This is a genomic window from Vibrio sp. A8-1 (assembly GCF_013048685.1).
Classification (GTDB): Bacteria; Pseudomonadota; Gammaproteobacteria; order Enterobacterales; family Vibrionaceae; genus Vibrio; species Vibrio metschnikovii.
The window spans coordinates 1-23469 of sequence record NZ_VHTC01000036.1; the positions used below are offsets into that span (position 1 = coordinate 1).

Genomic DNA, 23469 nt, shown 5'->3' on the forward strand with positions numbered 1-23469 from the left:
TTGGGGTTATACTCATTGTTGGAAGGGTATGAAACATTGAAAATCTATTCGGAACCGCCGTATGCGATCCACGCTTGTACGGTGGTGTGAGAGGACGGCGGGAGTGATCCCGCCTCCTACTCGATTATGGCTATCAGCACACATTTCCACCGATGATTTGCCTGTCTTGTTTGCTGTGATAACAAGTTTGAATCATGACTCGTACGGCTGCTATGAGCGGTTCTAATCCTAAGCTGGGTAATGATGGATTAGTCGCTGGAACTTGTTCTGGCAACGGCGGAACATGGATAAAACCGCTGCGAATATCCTTTTGAGCTAAATAATGCTGAACAGCATAAAATAGATGATTACAGACAAAGGTTCCTGCCGAGTGGGATACTTCGGCGGCGATCCCTGCTTGCTGTAAATCCTCCACCATGGCTTTGACCGGCAGGGTAGTAAAGTATGCCGCTGGTCCATCGGCAATAATGGCTTCATCGATCGGTTGATGACCAGCATTATCGGCTATCCGGTAGTCATCAAGATTAATGGCTACTCGCTCAGGTGTAATGACGCCACGTCCACTGGCTTGCCCGAACATCAAGACTAAATCGGGTTGATGGGTCTTAATTGCATTGATGGCAACTTCAGCGGCTTGATAACGGACCACGGGCAGAACACAACCTATCACCTCGACCCCTGTTACGTGTAGCTGTTTTTTTGCGTTGAGTAATGCCTGCGATGGGTTAAGGCTATCCTCTCCAAAAGGCTCAAAGCCGGTGAGCAGTACTTTAAACATCCATGTAAATCCTTATAAATCGGGGGGACGGAACAGTTTATCTTGCGCTCGGTTTTTATCACAAGCGACCTTTCTTTGTTATTTTTAACCGATAGCTATGCTCATCAATATTGATGAGCATAGGATTATTTTCCTTGCAATCTCAGGTTCTAGATTTCGGCTTGAGTTATCACAATGGTTACTGTGCTAATCTCTCCAGTAGGTTGATCAAGAGTTTTATCCGAGGTTCAATGGAGTCCAGTAAGAGATATTCATCTTCGCTGTGGAATCCAGCACCAATTGGACCAAATCCATCTAACGTTGGAATGCCTAAAATTGCTGTGGCATTGGCATCGGAACCGCCACCCACTGCTTGCCAATTAATAACTAGACCGATTTCACTTCCTACTTGCTCGACGATATTCATGAATGATTGGGTTTCATCGCTCGGAATCATCGCGGGTTTATAGGCCTCACGATGTAAAGAAATTTTAATCCCATCAAGGTATGGTTGCTCTATCATGCTGATTAACTGATGATTAATATCATCGTATTCTTGATTGTTCCAAAAGCGGATATCAACAATAGCTTGTGCGTGATCTGGCACGATATTCGCGACTGTCCCTCCAGACACAACGCCGACATTCAAAGTGGTTCCTGAAGATAAGTTGGTCATTTGATTGATTGCTAAAATCCAATGAGCCATTTCCGTGATAGCACTGCGACCTTTTTCTGGCTCATTACCAGCATGAGCGGCAATGCCTGAAAACTCGATTTTATACCGTGCCATCCCTTTGCGTGCTTTCACTAGGCTACCATCAGCACGAGCAGCTTCAGCAACCAAAACATAGCGAGCTTTTTTGGCACTATTTTGTATCCATTGATGAGAATATAAAGATCCGGTTTCTTCATCTGGGTTCATGCAAATACAAATAGACAATTTATCTAAGGCGCTCTGGCTAAGGTTGCGCATTGCATAAACGATATTGAGTAGTCCAGACTTCATGTCTGATACGCCGGGACCATAGGCTTTTTGACTATCGAGTGTCATGGGGCGTTGAGCTGCGGTACCTGGAGGGAATACGGTATCCATATGGCCAATTAGCATTACATCGATAAGCTCTGATTCAGGTTTGTTACGAATTTCTAAACCGACCCCAGCTCTGTCACAATCAATCCGTTTCACTTGCCAACCGGCTAACTGTAGAAACTTGTTCTCGAATTGTTCAGCTATAAATTCAATACCATCTAGAGTGTAAGTTCCGCAGTCAACGTTTATCAGTGGGCGAAGTTCATTGAGATATTCTTCTAAAGAAAATGACATTTTTGTCTCCTAAACAAATAAATTCATGACTAACATGGCACCAAATGCATTAAGAATGGAGATGATAATCATCACTGGAATGTAACGACCTTCAGTGCCAATAGGGCCCATAATTCGACCAATATACTGGACTTGTGAACCCATCAAATAAATAGCTGGGGCTAAAATAGCGATGTGGGCACCATTTAAAATGCCTTGATCAAAGAGAGTGATAACAACGCCAACGGCTCCTCCCATAGACATCCAAGCGCCAATTAATACTGCTGCCGCTTCACCTGGTAAGCCGAAAATAGCCATGATGGGTGAAAATAAAATACCAATCAGATCTAGTGCTCCTGTTATTTGTAATGCTTTGATGATCACAAAAGCCATTAATACATTAGGGACGGTTGATGTGGTCGCAATTACCCAGCCTTTTTTAGCACCTTCAACGAAAACATCAGTGATCATCGGTTTTTTTGTGGTTGATGATTGAACTTCAGATGGATTATTCATTATTTGCTCTCCGCTTGTGCCTGATGAGGGGTAGTCGGTGGTGATTCTTTGCCTTCGGTAATATTGAGATAAACTCGGAAAACATTGGCTCCGATAATTTTAAAGATAAACATGACTGCAACGGCTAAGCCAATTGAAGAGGTCACCGCCAAAGAACCGTCAGCGAGGGTTAAAGTGAAGAGTACCGCCCCCGAGGAAAAGAAGTTAACAATCGTTGCACCGGCTGTGAATTGGAACATCGTGAAGATATCGGTTTCCCGCTTAGTTATTCGCCCCTCGTCTTTTAACTTACGAGTCATTGCCGCGCCAGCATCAGTACTTTGCAAGGAGGCTATGAGTGCTAATCCAGTATTACCTGGAATACTCATCAAGGGGCGTAATAGGGGAGTTAATAGTTTTCGAGCGGCATCGAGAGCGCCGTATTGTTCAAGGACATTAATCATACCCAAGGCAAACATCACGGTAGGAATGAGTGAAAGTGCAAAGATGAATCCATCTCGAGCGCCACTTCCTCCATTGCCACGAAAAGAAGTTGATACAGTTTGCATCCCTTCTGCTGTTTCCGTAACACTATAGGCGACTTTACCAAATGAGCCATTGAGGGTAGTAAAGTCAAATACGCCGTACCATTCGTTAGACTGAAGTAGTCCAGAGAAAAAAACGACCGCAAACGTTAGGGCTAGATAACTTCCCCAAGTTACTTTTCTTTCATGTTCGATAGGATTTGTCATAGTCAAGCTCTGTATTATCAAAAGATGAGCTTATCTTCTCCTGACTTGATATGAATAATGATGATCCCTATCAACAGAACGATTGGATAGTATGTTGTTTTGTTTTTGGTTTTAAATTTTGTGATTGTCCTCAAAATTAAATTATTAATCTGGTTACCTATAGGGCACCATGTAGATGCTATTGATAATAGATTTTCCTTTTATTTAGTAAGCTGTAGTCATAGATCAAAAAAAGGGTTAGCAATCGCTAACCCTTGGTACTGTTTTTTATTTTTATATACAGCAGGTTGTGTTTACAAAGCGGCCTTACTATTTAGGTACTTGGCAGCTCGGTTGCTTTACCTTCAGGTTCAGCGGTTGGGGCTTGGCCTGTTTTACGTAGGTATTTCTCTTCCCAATAAGTGGCATTTTTAATGCCAAGCTTGACGGGGTTGAAAGTGAACTCCTCAACGCCTTGTTTTTGTTGTTCTTCGTAATCTTTTAACGCCACGATGGTCGGTTTAGCCAAAAAGAAGATAATTAAAATACCGACAATATTCAGCCATGCCATTAGCCCTACACCAACGTCGCCGAGCGCCCATGCAAGGTTAGCGGTATTGATACTACCGTAGAACACCACTGCAACCATGGCCACTTTGAGTAAAAACATAGCACTACTGATTTTGAAGCTACGGCGAATGTAGGCAATGTTAGTCTCTGCGATATAGTAATAAGCTAATATCGTGGTAAATGAGAAGAAGAACAGCGCCATAGCAACGAATGGCTTACCAATCCCTGGTAGGGTGGTTTCAATCGCCATTTGGGTAAAGGCCGGGCTGTTAGCTGCAATGTCTGCTGGTAAATTTTGCAGTATCATCCCCTCTGCGCCGTGAACATTATAAGCGCCGGTGATTAGGATCATGAAAGCAGTGGCTGAACAAACCAGTAAAGTGTCAATATAGACAGAAAATGACTGAACTAATCCTTGTTGCACTGGGTGTTGGACACTCGCTGCAGCTGCAGCATGAGGCCCTGTGCCTTGACCTGCTTCATTAGAATACACGCCACGCATCACCCCCCAACCGATAGCAGCACCAAAGCCAGCCATAGGAGTGAATGCATCACCAATGATCATAATGAAGATTGCGGGAACTTGAGTGATATTTAAAAGAATGATGATAAAGGCGAGGATAACGTAAGCCAGTGCCATAAAAGGAACGACAAACTGAGTAAATTGAGCAATACGCTTAACGCCACCGAAAATAATGAAAGCCAGCACAATACAGATTAATGCACCAGTAAAGATCTTCGCAAAACTAAAGGTGCCCATGGCTGTTTCGACCATGTCTCCAGAGCCAAACGCCATTTCAACCGCATTACCGATACTGTTCGATTGAATACCTGGCAGTAAAACCCCACAGGCTAAAATAGTCGCAATGGCAAAGATCCACGCATACCATTTTTGACCCATGGCTTTTTCAATGTAATAAGCCGGTCCACCACGGAACTGACCAGTATCTTTGTCTTCTTCTTTATAAATTTGCGCTAAAGTCGACTCTGCATACGCGGTGGCAGCACCAAAAAAGGCCACCATCCACATCCAAAATACTGCGCCTGGCCCACCAAAACCAATCGCAGCAGCGACACCAGCTATATTACCTGTCCCGACTCGACCGGATAAAGATACCGCCAATGCCTGAAAAGAAGATATTCCTTTTGATGAGCTTTTACCTGACAGTAACAAGCGCCACATTTCGGTGAAATGACGAACTTGTACAAAGCGAGTATTGATTGAGTAGAACAAACCAGCGCCAAGACATAAATACACTAGGGCTGGGCTCCAAATTATTCCATTAATAAAATCAACAAATGACTGCATGAAAGTTTCCCTGTTAACGAATTGTTGTGTTTGTTTTGCATCCACATCTTAAATCTCTTGTAACTATTTTGTTAACTGGTTTTTTCTTTCTTGTGTGTTTGCGTGGCTTTGATCACATAAATATTCTTAACATGTTAATTTTTAGTGATGTTTCGAGCGGAGATGAGAGACGCTAAACAAAAATGGCTCATACACCATAAGGGTGTTGAGCCAGAGAGGAGCTAAAATACGGATTGATTAGACGCTCATGGTCTTATGATACTGCCTGACCGTAGCGAGACACGTTGAGTTCACTGGTTTTTATTTTACTTGGACGTTGGCTGATAATATCAGCCAGCAAACTTGCTGAGCCACAAGCCATCGTCCAGCCTAATGTGCCATGGCCAGTGTTAGTATAAAGATTGTCGAGCTTAGTTGCGCCGATGATCGGTGTGCCATCAGGAGTCATCGGGCGAAAACCGGTCCAAAATTCCGCTTGTTCGAAATAACCGCCTTGAGGGAAGAGATCTTTCACCACCATTTCAATCGTGGCTTTACGCGCTTCGGGAATTGAAGGGTCAAAACCCGCTAATTCAGCCGTTCCAGCGACGCGAATACGCTCATCAAAGCGGGTTAGGGCAACCTTATAGGTTTCATCCATCACAGTAGATTGCGGAGCAAAATCGGCGTCACGGATCGGTACGGTTAATGAATATCCTTTTACTGGATAAACGGGGAGATCAATGCCAAATGGTTTGAGTAGCGCCGGAGAGTAGCTGCCCATCGCAACCACATAAGCATCGGCTTTAAGTAATCCCTTATCGGTTTTGACACCAGTGATCTTATTGCCTTCGCTTAGTAAGCCTTGCACTTGAGTATTAAACTCAAAGCGTACCCCTTTCGATTTTGCTAACTCGGTTAATTGTTGGCAAAACAGATAACAGTCACCAGTTTCGTCATCGGGTAAATACAGGCCACCAACCAGTTTATCTTGAACGGGCGTTAATCCTGGCTCTTGTTTTAAACAGCCAGCGACATCCAGCAGTTCGAAACGAGTACCACTTTCTTCCAGCAACTGCATGTCCTTTTCAACCGCTTGCAATTGTTTTTGTTTCCGAAACACTTGCAAGGTGCCTTTTTGGCGGCCTTGATATTGAATATCGTAATTTTTATTCAACTCAATCAAACACTCTCGGCTATGATTAGCAATCGATAACATGCGAGCTTTATTGGTTTGATAACGAGATAACTGGCAGTTCGCCAGCATTTGGGTTGTCCAATTGAGTAATTTTGGATCAAGTGATGGTTTAATTTTCAGAGGGGCGTGTTTCTCCAGTAGCCATTTAATGGCTTTTTGCGGTACACCAGGAGCGGCCCAAGGCGAAGAATAACCGTAGGAAACTTGCCCTGCGTTAGCAAAACTGGTTTCTTCTGCACTTCTGGCTTGACGGTCGATAACCGTCACATTGTGTCCTGCTTGTGATAAATACCAAGCACTGGTTAAACCAATCACACCACTACCTAAAACAATAATTTCCATGACAACCTCCAAATTAACAACGTAAGTAGTTTCTTTGCTTTACCTTTTGTTAACAATCGATAAAAATTATCATCAGTGTTTAGTTTTTCTAAAAGCCATAGCCATGTTAAAGAATACTTACCTTGCTGGATTACATACCTTTGTACAGGTTGCTCATCATACCAGTTTCAGTAGTGCGGCCAAAAGTTTGCACATTACGACGGGCGCGATTAGCCAACAATTATTGCAGCTTGAAGCGCAATTAGGTTTTAGTCTTTTTGAACGGCACTCGCGAGGGGTGCGATTGACCGAAGCGGGGCAGACCTTGTTAGTGGTTGTTCAACGTAGCTTGCAAGATATTGATAGTACAATTGAGCATCTTAACCAACGAGCCAATCGACGTGAGATACGTTTAAAACTCACCCCATCATTTGCTTTTAAATGGTTGGTGCCGCGGCTGGAAGACTTTTATCGTCATCATCCTGATATTCAAATTCAAACCTTCGCGGAAGGAGCATTGGTAGATAGCGATCGGCGCGATTTTGATCTGGCGATTGACTACGGGCCGTTTCCTTATTCTAAAGCCAACGCAGAATTATTATTGGAAGAGTATTTATTACCAGTGATGAGCCCGGCTTATCTGGCGGCTCATCCTGATTTAATCACACATGAACGTCGCCCATCGGCGTGGCGCGAGGTCGTTTTGTTGCATGATGCGATGCCATGGGCAAAAGCGGCGCGAGATTATGAGTGGTTGTACTGGGCTTCGGAAATGGGCATTGAATTGGCGACGCATCAAGGCCATTTTTTTAATCGAACCGACATGGCCATGTCGGCGGCAGAGGCGGGCGTTGGTATCGCGATGGCAAGGCTGGCTCTACTGAGTAATGAATTAGAACAGGGCAAATTAGTCACGCCATTTGAGCCAATAGCCGCGAACGCTGGTTATTACTTTATTGTTCATAATCAAACGGAAACCACGGCGATTTTCATTGAATGGTTAAAAGGGCAAGTTTATCGAGCTAATTAATCGATACGATTAGCGATGGCTGCTTACGCTGTAGTGATATGCACTGGCGAGTAACGATGAATCAATCTGATCGTTCAAAAATCTTAACCAAGTTGCTGAAAAACTCAGGCTAGGTTTCATCGCTACGCCCCGTATAATAGTGAGAACTTGTCCTACTTGCCCAAGGAGTAAATGATGTATCACGCTCATGTTTATTTTGATTTATCTCAACAGCCATTCGCTTATGCTTTGCAGCAAACCATCATTGCTGAATGCCGCGAGCAGATTAGTGCCATCTTTCCCTTGGTCCCGCGTTTGGTTGGCCCCCATCGCAAACCAATGTTTGAAATTCATTTTTCTGAACAGCAAAAATCCTTTATTGATTGGCTGGATAATGCGCGTGGCCCTTTGAGTGTCTTGATTCATCCTGTTTCTGGGGATGATTGGCATGATCATAGTGAACATCAAGTGATGTGGCTAGGTGAGAACCTCGGTGTCAATCAAGAGACGTTGCGTTAGTCGGCCTTCCTCACAAGAGAATCGTTGTTGCTGGTTTGAGATAAATGGTAAAAAATCCGTTCGCGCTTAATTTTAAATTGACTTTCAATTGGTTGATCAATAATATTTAGCGCGAAAAATAACCCGGTTGATGCAATTTAACGCTATACTTTAAGCGTTAAGCCGAGTAACAACCGATCCCTTTTAATTTATCGAGGTACAATAGAAACCTATGGACTCGTCGAGTAGTCGAATATCACAGTATGGTCTTTTCGATGGTTCGAAAACACCAACGGTTTCTTGCTAGCCTGTCGCTAAATTCTCTTTAGCTGTTGTCAGGCGGTAACTACCCTTGGCAAAGCGAACTCTTTCCTTCCATCGTTAATTCCATACGTTAATACTTTGCGCAGTAAGGCAACGTTTGCCCGTGCGTAACCTATGACTGATGCTCACATGTTGTGAGCCGACACGTCGTGCTTCGCAAACCCATTGTTGCGCTAAGCGTTTTTCGTTTAGGCAAAATTTGTGGTTGCGATCACCAGGTTTCTTTGTCCTGAGCCCAACTCAGGAGAGACAAAGATGACAGTTTTTCGTACGCATTACATCGCTGATGTAAAAAAAGCCCGTACCCCAGTGCAACGCGCAGTATTAAGCCACGCTAAGCGTGATTTTTTCTGTGTTAGTGACCAATTACAGGTGCAAGAAGTGATCACCATGCTCAAAGCGAGCCCGCTGTTTTCTTCTTCCGTTCATGTTATTGCGTTGATTAATGATCGCGCTGAGTACCAAGGTTTGGTGTCTATTAGCCGTTTATTATGTGCTGATAAAACTCAGCCTGTCACAGCGCTGGTACAAGGGGCTAATCATTATACTTTTGCCTTAAGCGAAGCTTATCCAGCCGCATTACAACTGAGAAAAAGCCAATGGCCCGTGCTGCCAATTTTGGATAGCCGCCACCGTGTTGTGGGAGTATTGGAATTAAACGCTGCCCGCGCGATCATTCGTCACCAACTTGAACTTAATGATCAAGGTGTGGCTAAAACGTCATCTGGCTGGAAGCGCTTTGTGCGTTTTTGGAAGCACTAAGGGAAGAGCACGATGTCTGTTTCTATCATGACTCAAGAGCTGTTGGCACTGCACATCAGTCATAATCAAGCCGCGATGCTACGTTTTATCGACCAACATCCTTTGGCGGACTGTGCTGAAGCTTTTGCGCAGTTATTAACTGAGCAACAATTAACGGAACAAGAGGTATGCCAACTGCTCGCCTTACTGCCATTAGAAAAGCAAGTGGCTCTGTTTGGTTATTTTAGTTTAACGTGGCAAGAAAAGTTGGCTGAGCAAATGGATGCTCAGCTTCTTACTCAATTAGCTGAGCTGATGCCACACGATGAACGAGCCGATTTATTGACTCAGTTGGAGCCCGAGCTTCAGCAGCAAGTATTAGAGCAAATGGATAGCGAAGAGCGTTCCGACATTCAAAGGCTGGTTGCTTATCCAGAGGAGAGTGTCGGTGCGGTGATGACCTCTGATTTTGCTGTGCTCTCTGCTGATTATACGGTTGAACAAGCGATGCAAAAATTGCGCAGCATTGCTAAGCAAACCGAAACCATCTATCAGGCTTATGTGGTCGATGAGCAGCAGCGTTTACAAGGTACGGTGTCACTACGCGATTTAGTGATTTCAGAGCCTAGTTTAACCGTGGGTAAGATCATGACCCGAGTGTTGATTTTTGTCCGAGTCGATGAAGATCAAAACGTCGCGGCACAAGCGATCAGTAAATATGATTTACTCGCTTTACCCGTTGTCGATGGACAAAATCGCTTAGTGGGTATTGTAACTTACGATGATGCGATGGATGTGGCTGAAGAAGAAGCTGATCGCCATATGCACAAATCGGCAGCGGTCGATTTCACGGGTAACTTAAAAGAAGCCTCAGTGGGATTAATGTACCGTAAACGGGTCTTTTGGTTAGTCTTGCTGGTATTCGGTAATCTTTTTTCTGGCGCAGGGATTGCCCATTTTGAAGATACCATCCATGCCTATGTGGCGTTGGTCTTCTTCTTACCGCTACTTATCGACAGTGGCGGTAATGCGGGATCTCAGTCAGCCACCTTGATGGTGCGGGCACTGGCTACCGGAGAAGTGATTGGTAAAGATTGGGCCAAAATGCTCGGTAGAGAGGTGATGATAGCGGGGCTACTCGGCGTAACCATGGCCGCCGCTGTGTCGATGCTTGGTTTATGGCGCGGCGGGCCAGAGATTGCTTTAGTCGTGGCAATTACCATGCAAATTGTGGTGATTGTTGGCTCGGTCGTTGGTATGTCACTGCCGTTTGTTCTTAGTAAACTGAAGTTTGATCCTGCTTCCGCTAGTGCGCCATTGATCACTACGATTGCTGATGCGGTGGGAGTCATCATTTACTTCTCCGTAGCAACCATGATTTTGGATTTCCCACCAACGGTTTAAGTGGGTTGATAGGCTAGGAGCTTTGGCATTGCTATCGTTTGTCAAGGTTCCACAGTCCTAGCAAGGAGAGCAAACCATGTGGGAAATGTTTGATTTTATCCTGCCGCTCATGTTAGCTGCAGGTTTAGGAGCCATGGTTGGGCTTGAGCGTCAATGGCATCAACGCATGGCTGGGTTGAGGACCAACGCTTTAGTGTCCCTTGGTGCCGCAAGCTTTACTTTGATGTCGATGATGGTTGATGGCGATGCCAGTCCAACACGCGTGGCAGCGCAGGTGGTCTCAGGTATCGGTTTTCTCGGTGCCGGCGTCATAATGAAAGAAGGAGCCAATATTCGCGGCTTAAATACCGCGGCTACTTTGTGGTGCTCTGCCGCGATAGGAGTGATGATTGGTGCCAATCAGTGGTCAGGCGCGGTTGCGGTGACGATCGTTATTTTGGCCACCAATACCCTATTACGCCCGTTAGTCAGGTTTATAAACCATCGCCCCGTCGAGTCCGTTCAACAAGCGGAATGCTGGTGGCAATACCGTTTGGAAGTGGTTTGTTTAGAGAGTGATGAAGCGCATGTTCGAGCTTTATTATTGCAAGGCGTCTCTTCGGGGGCTTTGCAATTACAAAAGCTAGAAAGTGAAACCTTAATCCAAGATAAACAGACTCAGGTACGTGTCATCTCTTCGGTGATGGCAACACAGCGGACTGATTCACACATCGAACGGGTGATAGGTCGCTTAAGTTTAGAGCCGACCGTTTCTCTGGCGAGTTGGCAAGTTGTGGAGGCTTAACTCGCTGTCGTCTGGATAAGTGAAGCGACTTTGTCATTTACAACGTTCATCAGGCTATTTTGTCGACGTCTATTTTCTTAGCGCGCAGTCAGAATAGCCTGATTTTTCTTTCTCTTCGCTCTAGTTGTCTTATAACTGTGCTAAAATCAGCCATTTGCATGCTATTCATCTCATTATTATTTTATCTCTCAATATCTTTAGTCGCTAAGAGCAAAGAGCATGTCATAAGATAAAACAATAATGACGTTGATTCATGCTCACGTGACAACAAAAAGAGTATTTAGATGTCAATCAATATCATGACTCAAGACCTCATGGCGCTGCACATCAGTCAAAATGCCGAGGCTATGGAACGCTTTGTTGAAGAGCATCCACTGGCTGACTGCGCAGAAGCCCTCACCGAATTACTGGATAATCAAAGTTTAACTGCTAAAGAAGCGGGACAATTATTACTGCTGATTTCGTTAGAAAAACAAGCCGCTCTATTTGGGTATTTTTCTTTGCGCTGGCAAGAAAAGCTCGCTGAAGAGCTTAATGCGCAAGAGCTCGCACAAATGACGGAGCTCATGCCCCATGATGAACGCGCCGATTTACTGACCCAATTAGAGCCCGAGTTTCAGCATCAAGTTTTACAACAAATGGATGCGGAAGATCGGCGTGATATTCAGCGTTTAGTCTCTTATCCAGAGGAGAGCGTCGGGGCATTAATGACCTCGGATTTTGCGACGCTCGATGCCCATCAAACCGTTGAAGAAGCCATCAACCAACTACGGAAAATCGCCAGCGAGCGAGAAACCATTTATCAAGCTTACGTTGTTGATGAACAAATGCATCTGCAAGGTACGGTTTCCCTGCGTGATTTGATGATTTCTGAGCCAAGTCTAACGGTTGGCAAAATCATGACTCAAGTGCTGATCTTCGTGCGGGTGGATGAAGCGCAAAATGTTGCCGCGCAAGCGATCAGTAAATATGACTTACTCGCTCTTCCGGTATTAGATCAACAAAATCGCATGGTCGGTATTGTGACTTATGATGATGCGATGGACGTTGCAGAAGAAGAGGCCGATCGCTCGATTCACAAATCTGCCGCGGTTGACTTCTCCGGTAACCTAAAAGATGCTTCCGTTGGATTGATGTATCGTAAGCGCGTGTTTTGGTTAGTTTTGCTGGTGTTCGGTAATCTCTTTTCCGGAGCGGGGATCGCCTATTTTGAAGATACGATTCAAGCCTATGTTGCGCTGGTCTTCTTCTTACCATTATTGATTGGTAGTAGTGGTAACGCCGGGGCGCAGTCGGCAACCTTGATGGTTCGAGCTATCGCAACCGGTGAAGTGATTGGTAAAGACTGGGCGAAAATGCTGGCTAAAGAACTGTTTATCGCCGGTTTACTGGGTATCACTATGGCGATTGCCGTCTCGCTGCTTGGTTTATGGCGCGGCGGTCCAGAAATTGCTCTAGTCGTAGCGCTAACCATGCAAATTGTGGTGGTGGTTGGATCGCTGGTGGGGATGTCACTGCCATTTATTCTCAGTAAACTTAAGTTTGATCCGGCATCGGCCAGTGCGCCACTGGTTACCACTATTGCCGATGCGGTCGGAGTTATTATCTATTTCTCAGTCGCCACCAGCATTTTAGATTTTCCTGCGGTTGGCTAAACTGGCTTGATTGAGGCTCTAAATAGAGCCTCTTTTCTTATCCCCAAACAATTGGGATACCCTATAACTTCACTTCAACCCATATTAGGCGATGGTCGGAAGAGACATCTTTACCGTCCCCATAACGGCCCAAACGCGAGTCATTCATTAAACGATAGCCCACTTGATCAGACGCTGGCCAATACACACCGGAATCAATAACCGTTAAGTTGGCCGAAGGCAGAGCATAATCAACGCCTAAGCCAAAAGTGGACGTGATTCGCTGCGGATGGGGATGAGTTAATGATCGCTGCGCAGCAAATTCAGCGGCACCAAGGCTACTTGGGTAAAGCGTCCCTTGAGTCACCTTTTGATTGAGTAACGGATCGGCATGCAGTGCTTGCATTATTTCACTGAGCCCATCACCGGCGACCGGGTCGAGATTTAAATCGCCCATGATGACAAACTTCTCATTGTTGGCTAATCCGCCAGTCTTACCAGCATCATCATAAAAATAGGGCTGATTTTGTATGTAATGGTGCCAAAACTGCACTTCTGCTGCGTTTTGTTGCTGATTTTTACCAGGGTCAAAGACCGGAGGCGTCGGGTGAGACATCAGTAAATGGATCACTTGCTCCCCATCGGCCGTTGGAATAATAATCGGCGCATCTACATGGTTTTTAGACGATAAACGTACCTGTTGCCACTCTGCATCACTATACCAAGGGTCACCGCACACCATGCCCTGAGGGATATTTTGTGAACCATCACAAATAGTAATGGCAGGAATGTCAGCATTGGGCATATCTTTCCATTTAAAGTGCTGGAAGGTGCGCGTTTGGCTCGCATCAATCGGGTACTTAGACAGTAAAGCAAACGCGTATTGGCCGTGATAAAAACCAAATCCCCAAGCATCGCCTGGCAACAGACCTTTTTGGCCATTGTTATCTAAATCAAACTCACTCAATAGCCCGGTATTAGTAGCGTAAGCTTTAGCAAACGGATAATCAATCGGTTCTAAATCTGGCTCACCTCCAGCACCTTGTTGGCTTTGCGCGACAGATAAATAATTGTTTTGAAAGCCGATCAGCGCCGAAGTATCTTCACCAGTGCCATCGTTATTAAATTCCGCCATCATCAATACATCAGGGCGATTGTGTTGAATAACCGCCGCGACATTGCGGATCTGGATAACGTTTTGCGCTAATTTCTTGTCTTTTTGATCAATCTTGCCCGCTAAGTAAGCTTCAACCAAAGCTTGCTGCCGCGCAGGTTCTACCTGCATTTCAGTCACTAGTTCTGCAAAGGTGTTACGGTCAAAAGAGAGATTATAGGTAGCAATTTTAAGCGTTTTTTCAGGTGTTGCCATGGTATCGATATCCTGATTACAGCCCAAGAGCAGCGCGCTACTGAGCAGCAAAGCGGTCGGAGTAAGTCGCATTTTTTTCATTATTCACACCATAGAGTAACTGTCTATTCAAAACAAAACCGATTTAAACGATACAGACAGATAAGACACATTGATTCGTTTTCTGAATGGTAAGGATATGCTCACCTGTTGTAAGTGATAAAAATCACGCCCAAGATGTAAGAAGCTTCTTGTTTGTTTATTTTTGTGTGACTGATGCCAATTTTTGGGTGGTGTGCTACTTAGGGCAGATCATAGTATTCAAAGATGTAGTTAAACGAGCCACCATTTTATTCATTATCACGATGTTTGACTTGAAGCTCCAATCCAAAACAGGCAAAGTGCGTGAACCCCCTAGCAACGTCTTGATCAGACAAGGCTGACGATAGCAAAAACGGATCTGCTTATGCCTAATAATTCCTCTTCTTTCTTTGATTTTACCGCTCTGTTTGCCCTGTGCGAACCGAGCTCATTACAAAAAGGCATGCAGCTCGCGAAAAGTGGAGCGGTGCGTAAATTGACCGTTAATGGTCATACCGCCAATGCTGAAGTAAAAGGCTCTCAGCTTTATCGTGTGCAACTCAATGGTGGTCAAACATTATCAAGCTACTGCACTTGCCCAGCCGCTGAATACCAAGAGATGTGTAAACATGGTGCTGCCGTTGCGTATTGCTTACTGAGCGATTCGCCAATCGATCAAGATGATGAACGCGATCGGATCCGCAATCACCTAAAAACATTAGGGGAAGAGGCGATCTTAGAGAAGTTACTCGATTACCTCGAACAAGATGAATCCGCTTGGAAAACGCTAATAGCAAAAATGCAGCTCACTGAGCAGAGCGTCAGTTATAACGATTTGAAAAAAATGGTGACCCAAGCGTTACCCCGTGAACAGATTTGGAATTGGCGTGAAGTTGGCGACTACTTCTCTTACGCAGAAGATCAACTCGAACTGATCTGTGAAGCCGCGAAAGCACTGAAAGCGGATCAGCAGTGGAAATTAATTCACTACATCGTGACCCGTTTAAATCTCGTGTTAGAACAGATTGATGATTCGAACGGAGAGCGGTTTGGGATTGAAGCACTGATCAATGTTCAGATGCCGTTAATCCTCAATCAGTTGAATTGGAGTGAAGCGGAAAAAGCGCAGTGGATGTTTGAGCGCATGACCGACTATGAGTTTGATGTTTACCCAACGATTGACACTCACTTCGAGCCCGTTTGGCGCAGCAATCAGACATTTCTTAAGTTGTGCAAAACCGCGATTGAGAAAACTCCACTTAATCGTGATAACGCATGGAACCTGAAAACATGGGCTAGGCCACTGCTAAGCACCGCCAGTGATTGGCATGAGCGTATCGCTATTAAGCAAAAAATCGCGTGGCGCTGCGACGATTTTCTGGACATCGTGCAACTCTATCTTGAGCATCAGGAGCCACTTCAAGCCGAATTTTGGTTAGCCAAAGCGAAAAAACAAGCTAACCATATTGAGATGCAACAATGCGAGCAACTGCAAGTCAACCTCTATATTAGCTTGGGAGAGGTTGCTAAGGCGTGGAGTTTGGCTAATCGATTGTTTACTGACGCTCCGACTTTTCAAGGCTACCAAGAGTTGAGCGCTTTTAAAGTGACACACCAGATTGAGGATGCAGAGTTTTTAACTCGTATCGAACAGACATTGATCAATAACTACCAACCTGCCGATGCTCGCGGATTTGTTAGCCACCACAATAGCGCCTTAGTTGAGTTTTATATTGAGCAACAAGCGTGGGAAAAAGCGTGTGATTGGGTCGCTACTCGGCCAACCGATAGCCATGTATTGCTAACACTGGCCGATGAAATCGTAACGGATAAACCCAAACATACTTTGGACTACTACCTTCGTGTTGCTCGCGTATGTATTGACCGCACCAGTAACCAAGGTTATCAAGAGGCAATTCACCATTTACAACGCGTCGAGCGATTATTGGCTAAACACCCAGCCGCACTCGCTGATTTTTATCTCGCGATAACATCACTGGCGGAAACCTACAAACGTAAGCGCAATATGCACAGTTTATTGAAAAAGCATTATCCGAAGCAGGTTTAAGCTATAGGTTTTCTATCCCCAAACCACTTGAGGTTGCTAGCAATAAAGATCACCGCTACTCAAGTCGTCAGGGGATAGAGACTTAACGGATGCTAATCCCTTTACCATCTTCAGTGATGATGGTTTTCTGCTTTACTTGGTAATCTTTGGTCATGATATTGGAAATAAAAGTCCAAGTCGCTTCAGCCTTCTCTTTGGTGACATCTAAGCGTAGAAAACCGCGTTGCTTCAAGTCTGTCCATTGCAGCTCTCTGACCAACAGTGGCAGAACATGCTCCATTTGCATGATAGTCGAGCCATCAACACCTAGGTACTCTTCTAAACCAGGCGAGCTGACTGACGATGTCGCAAATTCGATACCGATCGCTTTGCCCTGCGCATCAAACAGTTGGCTACACCACGCATTGTGACTGTCACCGGCTAAGCTAATAAACCGCTTACCTTCTTGCTGCGCTAAATGATAAAGCCATTCTCTCTCTTGATAATAGCCATCCCAAGCATCAAGGTTGTAGGGGATAAGATGCGGATCTGAGTTAGGATTGGCAAGGTAGGCTTGGATAGCTTGGTTGACATGACTTAGGGCTGGGGCTTTATTCTCGTCATCAGCCATAAACAAACCAAACAGCGCTTGCATTACTGTGCTTGGTAGCTCCATTCGACTCATCAATACTTGTTGGCCCATGATTGACCATTTACCAGAAGCGTTAGCCATTTGGTTTTTTAGCCACTGTTTTTGATGCTGACCTAATAGGTTTCGACCGGGTTGACGAGACTGAGCAACCAATCCTGCGATGCCTTCGATTGAGGGAGAGGACAACGAAAAATAATCCAATGGTTCATCACGGGCGACGACACGAGTATCGAGCATGTAGAGATCCAAAAGATCGCCAAAAGAGAAGTGACGATAGATAATTACATTCGATTCAGGGTTTTCACGGACAGGGAGCCATTCTACCCATGCAGCAGCGGCTGCGGCGCGTCGCAATTCAAAACTGCCTTGCTCTGGTTGATGATTTTCAGCGCCATTAAGCCAAGTATCATTAGCAATTTCATGATCATCCCATACTGCAATCATCGGCATCGAAGCATGCAAGGCTTGTAGGTCGCTATCTTGGCGATATTGTGCATAACGTGCTCGGTAATCTTGCAGGCTGACACACTCAGTACCACGACTTGGTTCACGTCCAAGGGCCGCCGCATTTTCGGTGGCATAACCACCGGAGCCGTATTCGTAAATGTAATCGCCTAAATGCAGTACCGCATCAAACGGCTTTTTCTGATGCTGGTGAACGATTTCTCGATAAACGTTGAAGTAACCTGTTGGGTAATTAGAGCAAGAAACCACCGCTAACGATGCCTTGGCCAACTCGCCTTGTGCCAACGTTTTGGTTCTCCCAACTTGGCTATTTATTCCCTGACACATAAAGCGATAAAAATAGTTTTTTCCTGCGGCTAATCCTGTGACATCAACTTTGACGGTAAAGTCTTTTCCATTGTCAGTTTGCTGTTTGCCAGAAGCCGCTAAGTGAGCAAAATCCTCATGCTCAGAGAGTTGCCAAGTCACTTCTGCGTAACGACTTTCGGTGGTTACCCGAGTCCAGATGATAACGGCATCTTGTAACGGATCTCCACTGGCTACACCATGCTCAAAGGTGACAGGTTTGAGCTGTGTATCATCAGATTGACACGCGATTAAACTGCTAGCGACCATGCTAGCGGAAACCGCCTTTATAAAGCCTCTGCGAGACATAGACATACTAACTTCCTTATTTTTATCCTCTTTACCCCTAACTCCACGTTGTTTGGGTATAGACTTTGTGTACCAAAAATCCAAAACTGGTCAAACCAGAGCAGGAGATTGGCATCTAAAAATGAAGTTAATATGTCATCAATATAAAATAATAATTACAGTTCAATGAGTTAATGCGGAGCGCTAAAAAAAAGGGGGAAGATAATGAGCGGCGTGCAGTATCGAGCAATGTTTATCTCGCGATTACATCACTGGCGGAAACCTACAAACGTAAGCGCAATATGCACAGCTTACTGAAAAAGCATTATCCGAAGCAGGTTTAAGCCGTGGGTTTTCTATCCCCAAACCACTTGAGGTTGCTGGCAATAAAGATCACCGCTACTCAAGTCGTCAGGGGATAGAGCCGTTAACAGCCGTAAGTCTGCATAATGTAATCTTCAAACTGCTGGCACATCTGCTCATCAGACAGTGCATTAGAGGCGATCACTTGCTCACCATCGACTACAGTAATCTTGGCATTCAGTGGCGCAGGGCTACTCGGTTGACGGCTCTGCATCGCCGCGATTTTTTGCAGCTCTTGTTGCCAAGCTTGCTCGGCAGAAAGGTTACAAACATCGGCGAGATATTTGGCATTAAAGCCTTCACCGGTAAGACTTTGGATCGATTCCGAATGTGAAACTTGATTGCCCTTGTGCCAGTAATGTTTAGCGAGCAGTGGGCCAATCTGTGGGTTATCTGTCAGGTAGCCAAACTTTTCCATAAAGTAAGCCCGCGTTTGATAGACCGCCATATGAGCCAATAAGTAACCTTGATAAGCGCAGGCCGACTCATCAGATAATAGATGCGGAATCGCCAACAGCGGGCGAGGGCTCGACTCAAGGCCAAGAATACGCTGCTCAGTTTCACGGGCTAAAGCCGTAACGTGCTCGGCGGTTAACTGCTCATCGCTTAATTGATACAGAGCGCGTTCAAAATAAGGCACCAGCAGAATGCTGCGCTCTTGATACGCTTTGAACGGCTGACGGTTATTGACCATCGCTTGAATGACACTATCGGGAAGCGGGTTGCCAGCCTTATCTAAGGCATAGCGTTTTAGCCAATCAGCATCGTTGAGTAGGCTATCGCAAAACATCGATTGAGTTTCTGCGTAGGCCATTGAGGTCGGCGCAAACTCTTGTGAGAAGCAAGGGGCATTGAGTCTCACATTAGCAAAATGCGCCGCATGGCCACCTTCATGAAACAAGGTATTGATGCCATCATAGCCACTGCCAATTTGGTCGGGCTTGGCGTTAGAGGTAAAATTGACTTTAGCCGCAACCCATTGTCCTTGATGGTAAAAAGATGGGATCGGGCCATGACAAAAACCATTCGGATATTTTCCTTTACGGTCCAGCAAATCTAAAGTCAGTTCAGCCTCTGAATAATCGATGTGCAAACGGCCAAATGATTCCACCCAACGGCGCAAGGATTGCGAAAACGGCACATAAGGGTCGAGTTCGCGCATCACATCGCCAGCAAACGAGAAAACAAAATTATGCCCTTTGAGGCATTCTTCCCCTTGCTCGGCAACGAGTGTGCTTAAGCTATCTTGATGGCGTTGACGGGTACGCTGCTCGAAATCATCCAAAATAGCAAACAGCGCTTCGCTGCTCATTTTTTCGGTTTTTTGTACCGAGTAGTCAAAGTAATTGGCATAACCCATGGCGCGCGCAAAGGCGTTACGCTTTTGCACCAATTGCAAAAAGCCTTGTTCAAGTAGCCATTGCTCTAGTTCTAGCAGCGATTGATGGGCTGATTGACGCACGGACTCAAGGTTATTGGCACGAATGGTTGAACTGAGCACAGGTAAACTGGCTTCAATCGCGTCACCGTGTTCATTCATGTAAGTCAGCACATGTTGCTGCTTTTTGGTGAATAGGTCGGCTTCGAACTCGATCAGTTCGTTTTTCAGTTGCTGAGCTTGGCGAGATTCTATCGCATGAGCTTGGAACATGGCTAACCAGCCATTCAGCCCTTGCAGGGTTTGCTCGCGCTGCTCGCTATCGCTGATGTTCTCTGCTGCGGCGATCTGTTGGCGGAGCTCTTCTATTCTTGACCCTTGTGAGAGAAAGTGAGTCCACTCGGTTTGGGCTTTGGTTGCCCCCGCTTGGTCGTCGCTAATGCCCATGTAGGTTTGCCAAAAGTAATCTTCTTTGCGGCGGTGCATGGCCAAGTAGTCTTGGTTGAGTTGGTTAAGGTAAGCACTGGCAGTCATTTTTATCCTTAAAAATGGTTGAGTTAATCGAAGATTATCTCACGTCCAGCACAAACGAGCGATGCAACCCCAGCTATGGTTGATGGCCTCCGCGTAAAGGTAAATGTACTTGGTATTTACAGGGGGATGTAGTGAGAGCAAACTCAACACGCACTCAGCCAGAGGTTGTTTATTAGTCAACTCTCTCATTAGGACTTTATCTTTCCTAGTCCAAAAAATTGGGGCGCCAATGAGCTACTCCTATTACGTCCACAGCATAAAAAATGGGCAACGACGCTTGGACTTAACGCAGCGCAGTATGGTATCTACTCCATGCGAAGGACTAATAGGCGAGAACAAAAAATATCAGGGCGGTACAGCTACTTTTAGGGCATGTGAAACTTGATAACACCATTCGCTATCTTGGTGTTGAGAGCAAAGATGCACTCAAAATTTCCTAAGATACGGATATCTAGAGGTGTGATTGGTATAATCCGTTTTTGAAGAAATTGATTAGCTAAAAGCTGAATAAACGATACAACGTGAAAATTGCTGGTGCCTCTTTGGGGAGCAGGCGATTTCTTTCCACTGGAGAAGATGAATTGGAACTTTCACCCAGCGAGTTGGCTATTAAGAAAAAGGCCTTGGATTTTGCAAAGAAAAATCGTACTAGGATTTGTCGCAGGCTTACCGACACCAGTCTCTACGCTCCAGAGTTGGAGCCAGTTTCTGTGTTTATGAGCGGATCTCCAGGTGCAGGGAAAACTGAGTCTTCTAAGGAGTTGGTTGCAGTTTTAACTGAGGATGGTGGACATGTTTTGCGCCTTGACCCTGATGATTTAAGGGAGGAGTTTGAAGATTACAATGGGAACAATTCATACTTATTCCAATCTGCGGTGATTACACTTGTCGAACGTGCCATGGATATGATTTTTAAGAATAACCAGAGCTTTCTTCTGGATGGGACTACCCACAGCCATCACAGTGATATAATCAGTTTGCAACAGTATTTGGATCCAGCGTATACTTTGGAAGTTGTAAGAGAAATCGTAGGTGCTAGTAGGCACCAGGAGAAGCGTGATGATTGATTCTAAAGCCAACAATGCTACTTCACCACTTGCCAGATTTGTTCGTAATACATCTTCTGGTGATAAAAACAAGGTTTATAAGCGCGTCATTGTCGTAGCGACAGAGTCTCAGAACAAAACTATCCAAAAAGCTCATACTGTTCAGGGCTAATTCTATTCTGCTTGCCAGTCATGAACTATGATTGGCTTGTCTAAAACTTCATGACCCAACCATTCCCGTACATAGTCCTTCTGAATGACCATCTGACTCAAAGTTATTGGCACGAATGGTTGAACTGAGCTCGGGTAAACTGGCTTTAATCGCCTCACCGTGTTCATTAGTGTAAGTCAGCACATGTTGCTGCTTTTTGGTGAATAGGTCGGCTTCGAACTCGATCAGTTCGTTTTTCAGTTGCTGAGCTTGGCGAGATTCTATCGCATGGGCTTGGAACATGGCTAACCAGCCATTCAGCCCTTGCAGGGTTTGCTCGCGCTGCTGGCTATCGCTGATGTTTTCTGCTGCAGCGATCTGTTGGCGGATTTCTTCTATTCTTGACCCTTGTGAGAGAAAGTGAGTCCACTCGGTTTGGGCTTTGGTTGTCCCCGCTTGGTCATCACTGATGCCCATATAGGTTTGCCAAAAGTAATCTTCTTTGCGGCGGTGCATGGCCAAGTAGTCTTGGTTGAGTTGATTAAGGTAAGCACACAGGTTAAAAATTAAGGGTAGCTCCTGTTACTAGTTGATGAACTCTCAATAGAGCTATTAGCACAAATTTAAAGGGCTTTATTGGTAATATTATCATTGGGTTAATAACCATCTAGCGGTTGTCTCATCGGTAACCAATCCATTTATCCAGTGTCCTTTTAACGCCGCTAGAATCGCAGAACGCTTGTCTTCGCCAAACGCGGCACCAATGCGAGGGCAATCGTTGTTGCGCATGTCGTAGCTGGTGATGAAGGTGTTGATCGTGCAATTAACCACTTCGCCTTCGGCGTTGATAAAGCGGCCCAAAATTTCACCAACCGCACCTTGCTGATTGAGCTCATCAGCCTTGTCGGATGAAATGAAACCATCTTTGATGATAGGGCTAGCTTTACTCAGTGAACCAATGCCAGTAAACACCACACTCGCGCTGTCAGCAACACGCGCAACTTCTTGAAATACGCGCATGCTCGTCCAGAGCTTGAGTTCCTCGCTCGAAGTGGCGTAACGCGGAACGGGCAATTGGTAATAGTTAGCCCTAATTTTACGCGCTAAAATCAGCGGCACATCGTCATAGTAATTACATTGCCCATCGACACCCATAGCACTGATCAGCGCTACACATTTACTGTTTGGTGATTCGAAATCAATACGGTTGATCGCCTTTTTCAACGTCAAGCCAGAGCCGATACCAATGACTTGCTCCTGCTGGTCTTTGGTATATTTGGACATCAATTGAAAACAACCAAACGAGACGTTATCCAGCGTTTCATCACTATTGGTGGTGGGTACGATGTTGCATTCCACTAACTGATACTTTTCTTTGAGCAGTTCTGCGTAATCTAAACAGGTTGAAATCGGATGGTGTAGACCGACCGATACAATCCCTTCTTCTTTCGCTGCGGCGATCAAACGTTGAACCACTGGGCGTGACAATCCTAGCTCAGCAGCAATATCGCGTTGGTTACGGCCAGAGATGTAGTACATCCAAGCAGCACGAACCATCTGGTCAGTTTTGTAAGTGTCATCTCTAGCCAAGTTAATTCCTTATTTTCGATACCTTATGACACGAGTGAAGTCATTGTTTCTTTCTTTGGCGCGTCAATAGCTTGTATCTTCTCGCGAATATTTAATGAATGCAATAGCAATCAATTTTTCACAA

General features: G+C 45.2%; 20 protein-coding genes and 2 pseudogenes. 11 read left to right on the top strand and 11 right to left on the bottom strand.

The features are described from left to right. Positions 1 to 90, top strand: a pseudogene (locus tag FKN93_RS18130) (RNA-directed DNA polymerase); the annotation flags it as partial. Positions 91 to 133: 43 nt separating this feature from the next. Here the strand turns inward: FKN93_RS18130 and pcp are convergent. The 6 genes from pcp to FKN93_RS14730 all read right to left on the bottom strand — a co-directional run bounded on the left by pcp (position 134) and on the right by FKN93_RS14730 (position 6684). Further along, positions 134 to 778 (bottom strand): pyroglutamyl-peptidase I, encoded by a 645-nt coding sequence (gene pcp, locus FKN93_RS14705; protein ID WP_170905424.1) that lies wholly within the window; start codon positions 776 to 778, stop codon positions 134 to 136. Positions 779 to 956: 178 nt separating this feature from the next. Then, positions 957 to 2081 carry a M20 family metallopeptidase gene (locus FKN93_RS14710; protein WP_170905425.1) on the bottom strand — a complete coding sequence of 375 codons (1125 nt, stop codon included), beginning with the start codon at positions 2079 to 2081 and terminating at the stop codon, positions 957 to 959. Between the two features lie 9 nt (positions 2082 to 2090). Further along, complete coding sequence (locus tag FKN93_RS14715; RefSeq protein WP_154168948.1) at positions 2091 to 2576, bottom strand: YjiG family protein; 486 nt, start codon at positions 2574 to 2576, stop codon at positions 2091 to 2093. Then, complete coding sequence (locus FKN93_RS14720; protein ID WP_158137967.1) at positions 2576 to 3307, bottom strand: nucleoside recognition domain-containing protein; 732 nt, start codon at positions 3305 to 3307, stop codon at positions 2576 to 2578. The genes FKN93_RS14715 and FKN93_RS14720 overlap by 1 nt, the downstream gene beginning before the upstream one ends. Positions 3308 to 3620: 313 nt before the next feature. Next, positions 3621 to 5165 carry an alanine/glycine:cation symporter family protein gene (locus tag FKN93_RS14725; RefSeq protein WP_170905426.1) on the bottom strand — a complete coding sequence of 515 codons (1545 nt, stop codon included), beginning with the start codon at positions 5163 to 5165 and terminating at the stop codon, positions 3621 to 3623. 253 nt (positions 5166 to 5418) lie between these two features. Then, on the bottom strand, positions 5419 to 6684 hold the full coding sequence (locus FKN93_RS14730) for a D-amino acid dehydrogenase (RefSeq protein WP_170905427.1): 1266 nt from the start codon (positions 6682 to 6684) through the stop codon (positions 5419 to 5421). Positions 6685 to 6787: 103 nt separating this feature from the next. Between FKN93_RS14730 and FKN93_RS14735 the strand changes: the two genes are divergently transcribed. From FKN93_RS14735 to mgtE (FKN93_RS14760), 6 genes are all read left to right on the top strand, one after another. Next, positions 6788 to 7693 carry a LysR substrate-binding domain-containing protein gene (locus tag FKN93_RS14735; RefSeq protein ID WP_170905428.1) on the top strand — a complete coding sequence of 302 codons (906 nt, stop codon included), beginning with the start codon at positions 6788 to 6790 and terminating at the stop codon, positions 7691 to 7693. Between the two features lie 174 nt (positions 7694 to 7867). Beyond that, positions 7868 to 8191, top strand: a complete 324-nt coding sequence (locus FKN93_RS14740; protein WP_158139017.1) for a DOPA 4,5-dioxygenase family protein — start codon at positions 7868 to 7870, stop codon at positions 8189 to 8191. 558 nt (positions 8192 to 8749) lie between these two features. After that, positions 8750 to 9256, top strand: a complete 507-nt coding sequence (locus tag FKN93_RS14745; RefSeq protein WP_072668742.1) for a hypothetical protein — start codon at positions 8750 to 8752, stop codon at positions 9254 to 9256. A 12-nt stretch (positions 9257 to 9268) separates the two neighbouring features. Further along, complete coding sequence (gene mgtE / locus FKN93_RS14750; RefSeq protein ID WP_154168938.1) at positions 9269 to 10639, top strand: magnesium transporter; 1371 nt, start codon at positions 9269 to 9271, stop codon at positions 10637 to 10639. Between the two features lie 76 nt (positions 10640 to 10715). Then, positions 10716 to 11423 (top strand): MgtC/SapB family protein, encoded by a 708-nt coding sequence (locus tag FKN93_RS14755; protein WP_158137975.1) that lies wholly within the window; start codon positions 10716 to 10718, stop codon positions 11421 to 11423. A gap of 284 nt (positions 11424 to 11707) precedes the next feature. Next, positions 11708 to 13078, top strand: a complete 1371-nt coding sequence (mgtE, locus tag FKN93_RS14760) for a magnesium transporter (protein WP_154168936.1) — start codon at positions 11708 to 11710, stop codon at positions 13076 to 13078. A gap of 61 nt (positions 13079 to 13139) precedes the next feature. Here the strand turns inward: mgtE (FKN93_RS14760) and FKN93_RS14765 are convergent, their stop codons facing one another. Next, the gene (locus FKN93_RS14765) at positions 13140 to 14507 is read right to left on the bottom strand and encodes an endonuclease/exonuclease/phosphatase family protein (RefSeq protein ID WP_170905429.1); all 1368 of its coding nucleotides are present in this window, start codon (positions 14505 to 14507) and stop codon (positions 13140 to 13142) included. Positions 14508 to 14871: 364 nt separating this feature from the next. On the opposite strand from FKN93_RS14765, the gene FKN93_RS14770 reads away from it, so the two are divergent. Continuing rightward, entirely contained in the window at positions 14872 to 16554 is a 1683-nt protein-coding gene (locus FKN93_RS14770) for an SWIM zinc finger family protein (protein WP_170905430.1), read from the top strand. Between the two features lie 82 nt (positions 16555 to 16636). Here FKN93_RS14770 and FKN93_RS14775 read toward each other — a convergent pair whose 3' ends face one another. Further along, positions 16637 to 18310, bottom strand: a complete 1674-nt coding sequence (locus FKN93_RS14775; protein WP_161438665.1) for an alkaline phosphatase D family protein — start codon at positions 18308 to 18310, stop codon at positions 16637 to 16639. 167 nt (positions 18311 to 18477) lie between these two features. Between FKN93_RS14775 and FKN93_RS14780 the strand changes: the two genes are divergently transcribed. Continuing rightward, positions 18478 to 18627, top strand: a complete 150-nt coding sequence (locus tag FKN93_RS14780; RefSeq protein ID WP_170905431.1) for a hypothetical protein — start codon at positions 18478 to 18480, stop codon at positions 18625 to 18627. Between the two features lie 83 nt (positions 18628 to 18710). Here FKN93_RS14780 and FKN93_RS14785 read toward each other — a convergent pair whose 3' ends face one another. Next, the gene (locus FKN93_RS14785) at positions 18711 to 20558 is read right to left on the bottom strand and encodes a M3 family metallopeptidase (protein WP_170905432.1); all 1848 of its coding nucleotides are present in this window, start codon (positions 20556 to 20558) and stop codon (positions 18711 to 18713) included. Between the two features lie 521 nt (positions 20559 to 21079). On the opposite strand from FKN93_RS14785, the gene FKN93_RS14790 reads away from it, so the two are divergent. Next, positions 21080 to 21625: a zeta toxin family protein gene (locus FKN93_RS14790; RefSeq protein ID WP_346009393.1), complete on the top strand. Its 546-nt coding sequence runs from the start codon at positions 21080 to 21082 to the stop codon at positions 21623 to 21625. After that, on the top strand, positions 21618 to 21776 hold the full coding sequence (locus FKN93_RS14795) for a hypothetical protein (RefSeq protein ID WP_170905433.1): 159 nt from the start codon (positions 21618 to 21620) through the stop codon (positions 21774 to 21776). Before FKN93_RS14790 ends, FKN93_RS14795 begins: the two co-directional genes overlap by 8 nt. A gap of 96 nt (positions 21777 to 21872) precedes the next feature. Here FKN93_RS14795 and FKN93_RS14800 read toward each other — a convergent pair. Together FKN93_RS14800 and FKN93_RS14805 are read right to left on the bottom strand one after the other, a co-directional pair. Continuing rightward, positions 21873 to 22271: pseudogene (locus tag FKN93_RS14800) on the bottom strand (peptidase M3); the annotation flags it as partial. 132 nt (positions 22272 to 22403) lie between these two features. Beyond that, positions 22404 to 23345: a sugar-binding transcriptional regulator gene (locus tag FKN93_RS14805; protein ID WP_170905434.1), complete on the bottom strand. Its 942-nt coding sequence runs from the start codon at positions 23343 to 23345 to the stop codon at positions 22404 to 22406. Positions 23346 to 23469 lie beyond the last annotated feature (124 nt).

What these genes read in the sequence shown, in the direction of transcription:
- pcp (WP_170905424.1), bottom strand. Translation starts at nt 778, where the DNA reads ATGTTTAAAGTACTGCTCACCGGCTTTGAGCCTTTTGGAGAGGATAGC.
- FKN93_RS14710 (WP_170905425.1), bottom strand. Translation starts at nt 2,081, where the DNA reads ATGTCATTTTCTTTAGAAGAATATCTCAATGAACTTCGCCCACTGATA.
- FKN93_RS14715 (WP_154168948.1), bottom strand. Translation starts at nt 2,576, where the DNA reads ATGAATAATCCATCTGAAGTTCAATCATCAACCACAAAAAAACCGATG.
- FKN93_RS14720 (WP_158137967.1), bottom strand. Translation starts at nt 3,307, where the DNA reads ATGACAAATCCTATCGAACATGAAAGAAAAGTAACTTGGGGAAGTTAT.
- FKN93_RS14725 (WP_170905426.1), bottom strand. Translation starts at nt 5,165, where the DNA reads ATGCAGTCATTTGTTGATTTTATTAATGGAATAATTTGGAGCCCAGCC.
- FKN93_RS14730 (WP_170905427.1), bottom strand. Translation starts at nt 6,684, where the DNA reads ATGGAAATTATTGTTTTAGGTAGTGGTGTGATTGGTTTAACCAGTGCT.
- FKN93_RS14735 (WP_170905428.1), top strand. Translation starts at nt 6,788, where the DNA reads ATGTTAAAGAATACTTACCTTGCTGGATTACATACCTTTGTACAGGTT.
- FKN93_RS14740 (WP_158139017.1), top strand. Translation starts at nt 7,868, where the DNA reads ATGTATCACGCTCATGTTTATTTTGATTTATCTCAACAGCCATTCGCT.
- FKN93_RS14745 (WP_072668742.1), top strand. Translation starts at nt 8,750, where the DNA reads ATGACAGTTTTTCGTACGCATTACATCGCTGATGTAAAAAAAGCCCGT.
- mgtE (WP_154168938.1), top strand. Translation starts at nt 9,269, where the DNA reads ATGTCTGTTTCTATCATGACTCAAGAGCTGTTGGCACTGCACATCAGT.
- FKN93_RS14755 (WP_158137975.1), top strand. Translation starts at nt 10,716, where the DNA reads ATGTGGGAAATGTTTGATTTTATCCTGCCGCTCATGTTAGCTGCAGGT.
- mgtE (WP_154168936.1), top strand. Translation starts at nt 11,708, where the DNA reads ATGTCAATCAATATCATGACTCAAGACCTCATGGCGCTGCACATCAGT.
- FKN93_RS14765 (WP_170905429.1), bottom strand. Translation starts at nt 14,507, where the DNA reads ATGAAAAAAATGCGACTTACTCCGACCGCTTTGCTGCTCAGTAGCGCG.
- FKN93_RS14770 (WP_170905430.1), top strand. Translation starts at nt 14,872, where the DNA reads ATGCCTAATAATTCCTCTTCTTTCTTTGATTTTACCGCTCTGTTTGCC.
- FKN93_RS14775 (WP_161438665.1), bottom strand. Translation starts at nt 18,310, where the DNA reads ATGTCTATGTCTCGCAGAGGCTTTATAAAGGCGGTTTCCGCTAGCATG.
- FKN93_RS14780 (WP_170905431.1), top strand. Translation starts at nt 18,478, where the DNA reads ATGCGGAGCGCTAAAAAAAAGGGGGAAGATAATGAGCGGCGTGCAGTA.
- FKN93_RS14785 (WP_170905432.1), bottom strand. Translation starts at nt 20,558, where the DNA reads ATGACTGCCAGTGCTTACCTTAACCAACTCAACCAAGACTACTTGGCC.
- FKN93_RS14795 (WP_170905433.1), top strand. Translation starts at nt 21,618, where the DNA reads ATGATTGATTCTAAAGCCAACAATGCTACTTCACCACTTGCCAGATTT.